Origin of the sequence: Streptomyces sp. NPDC058662 (genome assembly GCF_042716255.1) — a bacterium.
Lineage (GTDB): Bacteria > Actinomycetota > Actinomycetes > Streptomycetales > Streptomycetaceae > Streptomyces.
The window spans coordinates 1-12,174 of the sequence record NZ_JBHXRU010000046.1 but is presented as its reverse complement, the minus strand read 5'-3'; the positions used below and the strand labels follow the sequence as shown (position 1 = coordinate 12,174).

Below are 12,174 nucleotides of genomic sequence, written 5' to 3'. Positions count from 1 at the left end.
CGGCCCTGTAGATTCGCCCTACCGCACCCGTATGCCGCAAGGAGCCGCAACATGACCCAGCGCACCCTCGTCCTGCTCAAGCCCGACGCCGTCCGGCGCGGCCTGGTCGGCGAGATCATCGGCCGCATCGAGCGGAAGGCCGGCTGGACCATTCCCGCGCTGGAGCTGCGCACTCTGGACCAGGACACCCTTGAGGCGCACTACGGCGAGCACAAGGGCAAGCCGTTCTACGAGCCCCTCATGGGCTTCATGTCGAGCGGACCCGTCGTGGCCCTGGTCGTCGAGGGCGAACGGGTGATCGAGGGTGTCCGCCAGTTGGCCGGACCCACTGACCCGATCGCCGCGGCGCCCGGCTCCATCCGGGGCGACTTCGGCAGCATCACCCGGGAGAACCTGATCCACGCCTCGGACTCCGAGGAGTCCGCGGAGCGCGAGCTCAAGCTGTTCTTCCCGGCTCTCTGAGACGCGCTCCTCCTGACGTGACATCAGCCAAATAGCGCTCACGACCTGGGGCGACCGAAGTAATTTCGGTCGCCCTTCGGTATTTCCGCTCTCGGCGGGGAACGCCTGGCCAGGACACGACGTCACCACTGAGGGGGCGGGTATCCATTCCGGCGGGTTCGCCGGAGTCCCGTCGCGCGGTGTCCGTACTCGCGGCACTACGATGGGGCCTCCACCCACACACCCACCTCGCCGACCTGACAGCAGCCGCTATCAACTGGAAGGCCAGACGCTCCTCATGGGGAACAAGGGGAACAATATGTCGTTCATCGGCCGTGACATGGCGATCGACCTCGGGACCGCCAACACGCTGGTGTACGTGAGGGGCCGGGGGATCGTCCTGAACGAGCCGTCCGTGGTCGCCATCAACACGAACACCGGCGGCATCCTGGCGGTCGGCTCGGAGGCGAAGAAGATGATCGGGCGCACGCCCGGCAACATCGTCGCCGTACGACCCCTCAAGGACGGCGTGATCGCCGACTTCGAGATCACCGAGCGTATGCTCCGGTACTTCATCCTCAAGATCCACAAGCGCCGCTACCTGGCCCGTCCCCGCGTGGTGGTCTGCGTCCCCTCCGGCATCACCGGAGTGGAGCGACGCGCCGTCATCGAGGCGTCCACGCAGGCCGGCGCCCGCCAGGTGCACATCATCGAGGAGCCCATGGCCGCCGCCATCGGCGCGGGCCTGCCCGTCCACGAGGCCACCGGCAACATGGTCGTGGACATCGGCGGCGGCACCACTGAGGTCGCCGTCATCTCCCTCGGCGGAATCGTCACGGCACAGTCCATCCGGGTGGCCGGCGACGAGCTCGACAACGCGATCATCCAGCACATCAAGAAGGAGTACTCGCTCCTCCTCGGCGAGCGCACCGCCGAACAGATCAAGATCACCATCGGGTCGGCCTTCGACCTCGACAAGGACGAGCACACCGAGATCCGCGGCCGCGACCTGGTCTCCGGGCTGCCCAAGACCGTGGTCATCTCGGCCGCCGAGGTCCGCAAGGCCATCGAGGAGCCCGTCAACGCCATCGTCGACGCGGTGAAGACCACCCTCGACAAGTGCCCGCCGGAACTCTCCGGCGACATCATGGACCGGGGCATCGTGCTCACCGGCGGCGGCGCCCTGCTCCGCGGCCTCGACGAGCGGCTGCGCCGTGAGACGGGCATGCCGATCCACATCGCCGAGGATCCCCTCGACTCCGTCGCGCTCGGCTCCGGCAAGTGCGTCGAGGAGTTCGAGGCACTCCAGCAGGTACTGGACGCCCAGCCCCGCCGGTGACACGGACCTCCCTGCCGGGGGGCCGCGCGGAACACAAGGATCCGCCGTACGGGTGCTACCGGGCCCGTGCGGCGGATCGTTGATATACAGGCAACAGTCCGGCACGACAACGGTTGCACGTCCTGTCGGAGCGGCTCTGCCGCACGGGTAACTACGAGGAAGGCACGGCCGCCGCACGTGAGGGACACACGAGAGAGCCGGCTGCTCCTGGTGCTGCTGATCGCCATCGCGTTCGCATTGATCACGGTGGACATCAGAGCGGGCGAGGAGTCTCCGGTCGACGGTGCCCGACAGGCCGCCGCCGCGGTCTTCGGACCGGTCGAGGAGGGCGTGGCGACCGCGGTCGACCCGGTCGCCAACGCCATAGGGGCGGTACGGGACTCCGGCGAGCGGCACAACCGCATCGCCACGCTGGAGCGCGAGAACGCGGGGCTCAAGGCCAAGCTCGGCAGCGAGGACCAGACCCGCAGCCGCATCCACGAGCTCGACGAGATGCTCAAGCGGGCCGGCGCCGGCCAGTACGGCATCAAGGGCGCCGAGGTCATCGCGATAGGAGCGGCCCAGGGCTTCTCCTGGACCGTCACCATCGACGCCGGCAGCAAGGACGGCATCGAGCGGGACATGACCGTGCTCAACGGCGACGGACTCGTCGGCCGGGTCAGCACCGTCGGCCCCGACACCGCCACCGTCGTCCTCGCCAACGACCCCGACTTCACGGTCGGTACCCGCCTGGAGAAGACCGGCGAGCTCGGCTTCGCCACCGGGCAGGGCGACCGCGCGCTGTCCGTGCAGATGCTCAACGGCAAGGCCAAGATCAACCCCGGCGACCGGCTCGTCACCTTCGGTTCGCGCGGCAACAAGCCCTTCGTGCCCGGCGTGCCGATCGGCGAGGTGGTCAAGGTCGACCCTTCGCGCGGCGACCTGACCCGTACCGTCTGGGTGCGTCCGTTCGTCGGGTTCTCCCGCCTGGACATCGTCGGCGTCGTGGTGGTGCCGCCGCGCGAGGACCCGCGCGACACCGTCCTGCCGCCCAAGCCCGAGGCCCCCAAGCCCGTTCCGACGGTCACCGTCACCGTCACCCCGTCCGCCAGTGTTCCCGGCAAGCCGGCCGACGAGTAGGAGCAGACGAAAATGCGCTTCAACCGGATCCTGCTCTCGGCCACGCTCGTCGTGGTCGCCCTCGTCGTCCAGGTCACCGTCCTGGGCCGACTCCAACTGCCCGGCGCGGTGCCCGACCTGCTCCTGCTCACCGTCGTCGCCCTGGCGCTGGTGTACGGGCACGTCAGCGGCGCCCTGATCGGCTTCTCCGCCGGGCTCCTCGCCGACCTGGCCCCGCCCGCCGACCACGCCGCCGGACGGTACGCCCTCGTGCTCTGCGTCATCGGCTACGTGGCCGGGCTGGTGCGCCCCGACAGCGGACGATTCCGTTCCGCCTGGGGCCCGATGCTCACCGTGGTCGCCGCCGCCATCGGCTCCACCCTGCTCTACGCGGGCGTGGGCGCCCTCGTCGGCGACACCGCCGCCCGCCACGTCGGCCTGACCGGGCTGCTGTTCACCGCGACCCTCTACGACCTGCTGCTCGCGCCGTTCACCGTGCCGTTCATCATGGCGCTGGCCCGCCGCGCCGAGAACGACCCCATGGCCGTCGAGGCCGGCGGCGGCCCGGCGCAGGCCTCCGACGTGTCCTCCGGATGGCTGGCCGGCGGTACCGGCCTGCGCATCGGCAGCCAGCGCGGCGGCCTGCGGTTGAAGGCCTCGCGCAACCGCGCCAACCGCGCCGTCCGGATAAAGGGTGTCAAGGCGGTGAAGAGCGTGAAGAGCGTCAAGAAACTGTGAGGAGGCAGCGGACGTGAGCAACATCCCCGAGACCGGCCGCACCTCCCGGGTGCAGATCCGCCTGATCATGATCCAGGTGCTCGTCCTCTCGATGCTGATCACCCTCGGCGGACGCCTGTGGTACCTCCAGATCCGCAACGGCGCGGAGTACTACCACGAGGCCAAGAGCAACCACGTCCAGCGGGTCGTCCAGCCGGCCGTGCGCGGTTCGATCCTCGACGCCCGCGGGGTCCCGCTCGCCGACAACGAGACCCGCCTGGTCGTCTCCGCCAGCCGCACCGAGCTGATGAAGATGAAGGACCGGGGCAAGGCCGTCATGACCCGCCTCGCCGGCGTGCTGGACATGCGCCCGACGGAGGTCATGGACAAGGTCCGGCTCTGCGACTCCGAGACCCCCAAGCCCTGCTGGAACGGCTCCCCGTACCAGCCGATCCCGGTCACCCTCGAAGCCACCACGCAGCAGGCGCTGCAGCTGCGCGAGCGCCCGGAGGACTTCCCCGGCATCACCGCGGAGCCCACCGCCGTCCGCCGCTACCCGGCCCCGGGCGGCGCCCGCACCTCGCAGGTGCTCGGCTATCTCTCGCCGGTCACCGACGACGAGATCCAGAAGGCCAAGGACACCGACTCGCCGCACCTGCGGTCGGACCAGGTCGGCCGGTCCGGCATCGAACGCACCTACGACAAGCAGTTGCGGGGCAAGGCCGAGGTCACCTCCTACGAGGTCGACAACCTCGGCCGAGTCATGGGCCAGACCAAGTCGGACCCGGGCGTGCCCGGATCCACCCTCGTCACCAGCATCGACGCCCGGGTCCAGTCGGCCGCCGAGTACGAGCTCCAGCAGGCGATGAAGACCGTCCGCCAGGAGACCGACAAGATCACCGGCCGTAAGTACGAGGCCGACTCGGGCGCCGTCGTCGTCATGGAGGCCAGGACCGGCCGCATCGTGGCGATGGCCTCGCAGCCCGACTACGACCCCAACGCCTGGGTCGGCGGCATCTCCGGCAGCGACTACGCCAAACTCACCAGCAAGAGCTCCAACTACCCGCTGCTCAACCGGGCCATCCAGGGCCAGGCACCCGCCGGCTCCATCTTCAAGGTGGTCTCGGCCAGTGCCGCCGTCCGGGCCGGCTACGCCTTCGACAGCAAGTACAACTGCAGCAGCTCCTACAGCCTCGGCGGCCGCAGCTTCGCCAACTTCGAGTCGAAGGGGCACGGCCCCATCACCCTCGGCGACGCCCTCAAGTTCTCCTGCAACACCGTCTTCTACGCGCTCGGGCACAAGGAGTGGCAGCGCGACGGCGGCCTGGAGCCCAAGAAGGACGCGCACGACTGGTTCTACCGGACCGCCCGCGAGTTCGGACTGGGTTCCGAGACCGGCATCGACCTGCCGAACGAGGTCACCGGCCGCATTCCCGACCGCGGGTGGAAGAAGAGCTTCTGGGCGGCCAACAAGAACTCCTGGTGCAAGCAGGGCAAGAAGGGCGGCACCTACGTCGAGCAGATCGCCTACGAGAGCTGCCTGGAGGGCAACCAGCTGAAGGCGTTCGACAGCATCAACTTCGCCATCGGCCAGGGCGACGTCCTCGTCACCCCCATCCAGATGGCCACGGCCTACTCCGCCATCAGCAACGGCGGCACCCTCTTCGACCCCACGGTCGGCAAGGCCGTGATCAGCCCCGACGGCAAGCGCATCGAGATGATCAAGCCCCGGGCGCACGGCAGGCTGCCCATCGACGCGAAGACCGTCAGCGACCTCGACAAGGGCCTGCGCTCCGTCGTCGCGCCCGGCGGCACCGCCGCCTGGCGGTTCGGCGGCTGGCCGCTCGACAAGATCCCGATGCGGGCCAAGACCGGCACCGCACAGGTCTACGGCAAGCAGACCACCTCCTGGCTGGCGACCTACACCGACGACTTCACCATCGTCATGACGATCTCCCAGGGCGGCACCGGCTCCGGAGCGTCCGGACCCGCCGTCCGCAACATCTACAACGCCATCTACGGTCTCGACATGGCGGGCAAGCAGGACCCGAAGAAGGCCCTGCTGCCGAGGCCGGAGGCGAAACTGCCCAGGATCCACCCCGACGGCTCCATCGACGCCCCCGAGATCAGGCCGTACGTGCCGCCGTCCCCGGAGGAGCTGGCGCCGGCCGCGCTCGCCGGACCGCCCGCCGCGCCCCCCGCATGGCACGACTGAGGACCGAAAACCGACATGCAGACCGCCAACAAGTTCTCCGTCTCCCGGTACGCGCCCGAGCGCGGGGCGATGGCCAAGCTCACCGCCCGCGACTCCGTGGTGCGCAGGCTCGACTGGCCGATACTCCTGTCCGCGCTCGCCCTGTCCCTGATCGGCGCCCTCCTGGTGTGGTCGGCGACCCGCAACCGGACCGCCCTGAACCAGGGCGACCCGTACTACTTCCTCTTCCGGCACGCCCTGAACACGGGCATCGGCCTCGTGCTGATGATCGGCACCATCTGGCTCGGCCACCGCACCCTGCGCGGCGCCGTGCCGATCCTGTACGGCCTCTCCCTCGTGCTGATCATCGCCGTGCTCACCCCGCTCGGCGCCACCATCAACGGCGCCCACGCGTGGATCGTGATCGGAGGCGGCTTCTCCCTCCAGCCCTCCGAGTTCGTCAAGATCACGATCATCCTGGGCATGGCCATGCTGCTCGCGTCCCGGGTGGACGCGGGCGACCTCGCCCACCCCGACCACCGCACGGTCGTCAAGGCGCTGTGCCTGGCCGCCGCTCCGATGGGCATCGTCATGCTGATGCCCGACCTCGGCTCCGTCATGGTGATGGTCGTCATCGTGCTCGGCGTCCTGCTGGGCTCCGGCGCCTCCAACCGCTGGGTGCTCGGCCTGATCGGCTCCGGCGCCGGCGGCGCCATCCTGATATGGCAGCTCGGCGTCCTGGACGAGTACCAGATCAACCGCTTCGCGGCCTTCGCCAACCCCGAACTCGACCCGGCGGGCGTCGGCTACAACACCAACCAGGCGCGCATCGCGATCGGCTCCGGCGGACTCATGGGGTCGGGCCTCTTCAAGGGCTCCCAGACCACCGGCCAGTTCGTGCCCGAGCAGCAGACCGACTTCGTCTTCACCGTGGCGGGGGAGGAGCTGGGCTTCGTCGGGGCCGGGCTGATCCTGGTGCTGCTCGGCATCGTGCTGTGGCGGGCCTGCATGATCGCCCGCGAGACCACCGAGCTGTACGGCACGATCGTGTGCGCCGGGATCATCGCCTGGTTCGCGTTCCAGTCCTTCGAGAACATCGGGATGACCCTCGGCATCATGCCCGTGGCCGGACTCCCGCTGCCCTTCGTCTCGTACGGAGGCTCGTCGATGTTCGCGGTCTGGGTGGCCGTCGGGCTGCTGCAGTCCATCAAGGTGCAGCGGCCGTTGTCAGCCTGATGTCGGCTTCACCCTGCCGCCGTGTCCCGTTCAGGTCTAAGTTCGGTTCATGGCGGACACGAAGCGAGAGATCGAGCGGAAGTTCGAGTTCACCGATGCCGCGTCGGCCCGGCGCGGGGTGCCGGACCTGACGGGTACGGCCGCCGTCGCGGCCGTCGCCGACCGCGGCACCGTCGAACTCGACGCCGTCTACTACGACACCCCCGACCAGCGGCTCGCCGCCGACGGCCTCACGCTGCGGCGCAGAACCGGCGGCCAGGACGCGGGCTGGCACCTCAAACTGCCCGTCTCCCCGGGTGTCCGCGACGAGGTCGGGGCCCCGCTGAGCGACACCCCGCCCGGCTCCCTCACCGCGCTCGTCCGCTCCCGCGTCCGGGACACCGGACTCCTGCCCCAGGTCAGGCTGCTCTCCTCGCGCCGGGTCAGCCACCTCCTCGACGCCGACGGCGCCCTCCTCGCGGAACTCAGCACCGACGAGGTCCGCGCCGAACGGGACGACGCCACCGCCGCCTGGACCGAGGTCGAGGTCGAACTCGCCGACGGGGTGGACCCCCGGCTGCTCGACGCCGTCGAGAAGACGTTCCGCAAGGCCGGGCTCCGGGTCTCCGCGAGCCCCTCGAAGCTCGCCCGGGCCCTGGCCGAAACCGGCCCCGCCCCTGTGGGCCGGACCGCACCCGGCCCCGCGTCCGACGGAACGGCCGGCGGGTACGTCCTCGCGTACCTGCGCGAGCAGCGCGACGCCCTCGTCGCCCAGGACCCGGCCGTGCGCCGGGCGCTGCCGGACTCCGTCCACCAGATGCGCGTCGCCACCCGCCGGCTCCGCAGCGCCTTCAAGACGTACCGCAAGGTGCTGGACCGGGCGGTCACCGACCCGATCGGCGAGGATCTGCGCTGGCTGGCCGCGGAGCTCGGCGTCGACCGCGACCAGGAGGTGCTGCTGGAGCGGATCCGGACCAGCCTCGACGAGCTGCCCCGCACCCTGCTGCAGGGCCCCGTCCGCAGCCGGCTGCGGACCTGGAACACCGCCCGCCGCTCCGGCTCGCGCCGCCGGGCACTGGCCGCGCTCGACAGCGGGCGGTACGTCGCCCTGCTGGACTCCCTCGACGCCGTGCTCGACCGCCCGCCCCTGCGCAAGGCCGCCGACGGAGCGGCCGAGCGCGTCCTGCCGAAGGCCGTGCTGGCCGACTACGAGCGCCTCGCGGGCCGCGTCCGCGACGCGCTGGCCATGGAGCCGGGCCACGAGCGGGACCTGGCCCTGCACGACGCCCGCAAGGCCGCCAAGCGCGCCCGGTACGCAGCCGAGGCGGCCGTTCCGGCGCTGGGCAAGCCGGCGAAGCGGCTGGCCAAGGCCGTGAAGTCGGTGCAGACCCTGCTCGGCGACCACCAGGACGGCGTGGTCGCCCGCGAAGCCCTGCACGGCCTCGCCCTCCAGGCGTCTGCGGCGGGGGAGTCGGCGTTCACCTGGGGTGTGCTCTACGCCCGCGAGGAGGCACGCGCCGAGCGCTGCGAACGGGAGCTCCCGGCCGTCTGGAAAAAGGCGTCGGACCCTGCCCCGCGGCAGGCCCTGGGGTGATCGCACCGGCGGGGGGCGACCGCGCCTCGGGGTACGCTTGAGAGTCGCCCCCCCTGCCCGCTTCACGAAAGTCGTGTGATGTCCGAGTCGGTCTTCCCACAGCTCGAAGCTCTGCTCCCGCATGTGCAGAAGCCCATCCAGTACGTCGGTGGGGAGCTCAACTCCACGGTGAAGCCCTGGGAGGAGTGCGACGTCCGCTGGGCGCTCATGTACCCGGACGCGTACGAGGTGGGACTGCCCAACCAGGGCGTCATGATCCTCTACGAGGTGCTCAACGAGCGCGAGGGCGTCCTGGCCGAGCGCACGTACTCCGTGTGGCCGGACCTCGAAGCGCTCATGCGCGAGCACAAGGTCCCGCAGTTCACCGTGGACAGCCACCGCCCCGTCTCGGCGTTCGACGTGTTCGGCCTGTCCTTCTCCACGGAACTCGGCTACACGAACATGCTCACGGCCCTGGACCTCGCGGGCATCCCGCTGGAGGCCAGGAACCGCACGGTCGAGCACCCGATCGTCCTCGCCGGCGGCCACGCGGCCTTCAACCCCGAGCCGATCGCCGAGTTCATCGACGCGGTGGTCATCGGAGACGGCGAGCAGGCCGTCCTCGACATGACCGAGATCATCCGGGCATGGAAGGCCGAGGGCCGCCCCGGTGGCCGCGAGGAGGTGCTCCTGCGCCTGGCGAAGACCGGCAACATCTACATCCCGGGCTTCTACGACGTCGAGTACCTGCCGGACGGCCGCATCGGCCGGGTCGTGCCGAACCGCTCCGGCGTCCCGTGGCGGGTGTCCAAGCACACCGTCATGGACCTCGACGAGTGGCCCTACCCCAAGCAGCCGCTGGTCCCGCTCGCCGAGACGGTCCACGAGCGCATGTCCGTCGAGATCTTCCGCGGCTGCACCCGCGGCTGCCGCTTCTGCCAGGCCGGCATGATCACGCGCCCCGTGCGGGAGCGAAGCATCACCGGCATCGGCGACATGGTCGAGAAGGGACTGAAGGCGACCGGCTTCGAAGAGGTCGGCCTGCTGTCCCTGTCCTCGGCGGACCACACGGAGATCGCCGAGATCGCCAAGGGCCTCGCGGACCGCTACGCCGACGACAAGGTCGGGCTCTCCCTGCCGTCGACCCGCGTGGACGCCTTCAACGTGGACCTGGCCAACGAGCTGACCCGCAACGGCCGCCGCTCCGGACTGACCTTCGCCCCCGAGGGCGGCTCCGAGCGCATGCGCAAGGTCATCAACAAGATGGTGTCGGAAGAGGACCTGATCCGCACGGTCTCCACCGCGTACAGCAACGGCTGGCGCCAGGTGAAGTTGTACTTCATGTGCGGCCTGCCGACCGAGACCGACGAGGACGTGCTCCAGATCGGCGACATGGCGGTCAACGTCATCGCCAAGGGCCGCGAGGTCTCCGGGCAGAACGACATCCGCTGCACGGTGTCGATCGGCGGCTTCGTGCCGAAGCCGCACACCCCCTTCCAGTGGGCGCCGCAGCTCTCCGCCGAGGAGACGGACGCCCGCCTGGGCAAGCTCCGCGACAAGATCCGCGGCGACAAGAAGTACGGCCGGTCCATCGGCTTCCGCTACCACGACGGCAAGCCCGGCATCGTCGAGGGCCTGCTCTCGCGCGGCGACCGCCGCGTGGGCGACGTCATCCGCGCCGTCTACGAGTCGGGCGGCCGCTTCGACGGCTGGCGCGAGCACTTCAGCTACGACCGCTGGATGGAGGCCGCGCAGAAGACGCTGCCCGCCCACGGCGTGGACGTGGCCTGGTACACCACGCGCGAGCGCACGTACGAGGAAGTCCTGCCCTGGGACCACCTCGACTCCGGCCTCGACAAGGACTGGCTGTGGGAGGACTGGCAGGACGCCCTCGACGAGACCGAGGTCGAGGACTGCCGCTGGACCCCGTGCTTCGACTGCGGCGTCTGCCCGCAGCTCGACACCCACATCCAGATCGGCCCCACCGGGCAGAAGCTGCTCCCGCTGTCGGTCGTGAAGTGACCCCCGACGCGGGCTGAGCCCGCGCGCCGGACGCGCCCCCCGCCGGGAACGGTGGGGGGCGCGCCCGTACGCGGGGGCCGATCCCGCCGGGCCGGGGCGCACGCGGGCGCTGTTCGCCACCTCTTCACGGGAACCGGTGAGGTCACAGGCGCGTACTCTGGGTAGTACGACAGTCGTGGGCGACACGCCCGCCGCCGAGATCTCCCTGCGCGAGCCGCAGGGGTGAGCCGGGGGCCGGGCGTGGCCGGACGACTCCACAGACCTCAGGGCGACGCGCGAGCCGCGGAGCCCCGCACAAGGAGAAGAACCACTGGGCAAGCGACAGCCCGAAGGCCCGCCTCCCGCACCGGTGGTGCAGCGCGTCAGACTGCGCTACACCAAGCGCGGCCGCCTCCGGTTCACCAGCCACCGGGACTTCCAGCGGGCATTCGAGCGGGCCCTGCGCCGCGCCGAGGTGCCGATGGCGTACTCGGCGGGCTTCACCCCGCACCCGCGCGTCTCGTACGCGAACGCCGCCCCCACCGGGACCGGCAGCGAGGCCGAGTACCTTGAGATCGCCCTCGCCGCGCCCCGCGACCCGCAGCAGCTCCGGGAGCTCCTCGACGAGTCGATGCCCGACGGCCTCGACATCATCGACGCCGTCGAGGCCCGCACCTCGGGCCTCGCCGACCGGCTGACCGCCTCCGTGTGGGAGCTGCGCCTGGACGGCGTGGAGCTCGCCGACGCCGAGCGGGCCGTGGCGGCCTTCCTCGCCGCCGAGACGGTGGAGGTGCAGCGCCGTACCAAGAACGGCCTGCGCACTTTCGACACCCGCGGCGCCGTGGTCAGCCTCGAAGCACTCCCGGCCGGGGCTGATAGGCCCCTGGACCATGCTTGTGCGATACTGCGGCTGGTTGTTCGGCATCTGACACCTGCCGTTCGACCCGACGACGTCCTGTCCGGTCTCCGAGCTGTGGCCGACCTGGCGCCGCCGGTCCCCTCTGCGGTGACCAGGCTGGCGCAGGGGCTCTTCGACGAGGAGTCCGGCACGGTGACCGACCCGCTCGCGCCCGACCGCGAGGCGGACACGGCCGGCCCACCCACGGCCGCCGTAGCCGCCGACGCGAAGGCGCCGGAAGGTCCCGCCGCGTAGGGATCGTCGCCGTCGCGCAGCCCTGGTACTCGGGAGCCACCTGGGTCGGGCAGCGCACAGACCTGAAGACTTCCGCCAGGCCGTACGGACAACACGTACGGAACCGGCGGCCATGGACTAGAGCTCCCGTGTGGCGAACGCGCCCCGGAGGCCGGCTCCGCGCTCATTACGCGGGGCCGTGCCGGACCGGATGTCAGCCGCGGCGCCCGGGAGCGTGACGGGAGAACCGCCCGCAATGCTCAGCAACGAAAACGACACCACCACCGGTAACACCGACAGTGGCAGCCCGAGCGACAACCTGCCCCCGCGCAGGCGCCGCCGCGCCGCTTCCCGGCCCGCCGGCCCGCCCGGCGCCACCGCGGAAGCGACGCCGGTGACCGAGGCCGCCCCGGCCGCGCCCGCCGAGGAGGCCGCTCCGGCCGCCGCCCCGGCCCGTACCCGCC

General features: G+C 70.8%; 10 protein-coding genes. All 10 read left to right on the top strand.

The annotated features are described in order from the left end of the window. Positions 1 to 51: 51 nt before the first annotated feature. Positions 52 to 462 carry a nucleoside-diphosphate kinase gene (ndk, locus tag ACFWUQ_RS17930; protein WP_384538804.1) on the top strand — a complete coding sequence of 137 codons (411 nt, stop codon included), beginning with the start codon at positions 52 to 54 and terminating at the stop codon, positions 460 to 462. A 298-nt stretch (positions 463 to 760) separates the two neighbouring features. Then, positions 761 to 1,780, top strand: a complete 1,020-nt coding sequence (locus ACFWUQ_RS17925; RefSeq protein ID WP_384538802.1) for a rod shape-determining protein — start codon at positions 761 to 763, stop codon at positions 1,778 to 1,780. 177 nt (positions 1,781 to 1,957) lie between these two features. Continuing rightward, positions 1,958 to 2,899: a rod shape-determining protein MreC gene (mreC, locus tag ACFWUQ_RS17920; protein ID WP_384538801.1), complete on the top strand. Its 942-nt coding sequence runs from the start codon at positions 1,958 to 1,960 to the stop codon at positions 2,897 to 2,899. 12 nt (positions 2,900 to 2,911) lie between these two features. Beyond that, complete coding sequence (gene mreD / locus ACFWUQ_RS17915) at positions 2,912 to 3,616, top strand: rod shape-determining protein MreD (RefSeq protein ID WP_384538799.1); 705 nt, start codon at positions 2,912 to 2,914, stop codon at positions 3,614 to 3,616. A gap of 13 nt (positions 3,617 to 3,629) precedes the next feature. Further along, complete coding sequence (gene mrdA, locus ACFWUQ_RS17910; protein WP_384538798.1) at positions 3,630 to 5,810, top strand: penicillin-binding protein 2; 2,181 nt, start codon at positions 3,630 to 3,632, stop codon at positions 5,808 to 5,810. A gap of 15 nt (positions 5,811 to 5,825) precedes the next feature. Continuing rightward, positions 5,826 to 7,025, top strand: a complete 1,200-nt coding sequence (gene rodA / locus ACFWUQ_RS17905; protein WP_384538797.1) for a rod shape-determining protein RodA — start codon at positions 5,826 to 5,828, stop codon at positions 7,023 to 7,025. A 49-nt stretch (positions 7,026 to 7,074) separates the two neighbouring features. Further along, positions 7,075 to 8,598, top strand: coding sequence for a CHAD domain-containing protein (locus ACFWUQ_RS17900; protein ID WP_384538796.1), 1,524 nt, complete (start codon positions 7,075 to 7,077; stop codon positions 8,596 to 8,598). A gap of 78 nt (positions 8,599 to 8,676) precedes the next feature. After that, on the top strand, positions 8,677 to 10,599 hold the full coding sequence (locus ACFWUQ_RS17895) for a TIGR03960 family B12-binding radical SAM protein (RefSeq protein ID WP_384538795.1): 1,923 nt from the start codon (positions 8,677 to 8,679) through the stop codon (positions 10,597 to 10,599). Between the two features lie 352 nt (positions 10,600 to 10,951). Further along, complete coding sequence (locus ACFWUQ_RS17890) at positions 10,952 to 11,731, top strand: TIGR03936 family radical SAM-associated protein (RefSeq protein WP_384538794.1); 780 nt, start codon at positions 10,952 to 10,954, stop codon at positions 11,729 to 11,731. A gap of 235 nt (positions 11,732 to 11,966) precedes the next feature. After that, the coding region (locus ACFWUQ_RS17885; RefSeq protein ID WP_384538792.1) for a hypothetical protein at positions 11,967 to 12,174 on the top strand (208 nt) is incomplete at its 3' end.

What these genes read in the sequence shown, in the direction of transcription:
- ndk (WP_384538804.1), top strand. Translation starts at nt 52, where the DNA reads ATGACCCAGCGCACCCTCGTCCTGCTCAAGCCCGACGCCGTCCGGCGC.
- ACFWUQ_RS17925 (WP_384538802.1), top strand. Translation starts at nt 761, where the DNA reads ATGTCGTTCATCGGCCGTGACATGGCGATCGACCTCGGGACCGCCAAC.
- mreD (WP_384538799.1), top strand. Translation starts at nt 2,912, where the DNA reads ATGCGCTTCAACCGGATCCTGCTCTCGGCCACGCTCGTCGTGGTCGCC.
- rodA (WP_384538797.1), top strand. Translation starts at nt 5,826, where the DNA reads ATGCAGACCGCCAACAAGTTCTCCGTCTCCCGGTACGCGCCCGAGCGC.
- ACFWUQ_RS17900 (WP_384538796.1), top strand. Translation starts at nt 7,075, where the DNA reads ATGGCGGACACGAAGCGAGAGATCGAGCGGAAGTTCGAGTTCACCGAT.
- ACFWUQ_RS17895 (WP_384538795.1), top strand. Translation starts at nt 8,677, where the DNA reads ATGTCCGAGTCGGTCTTCCCACAGCTCGAAGCTCTGCTCCCGCATGTG.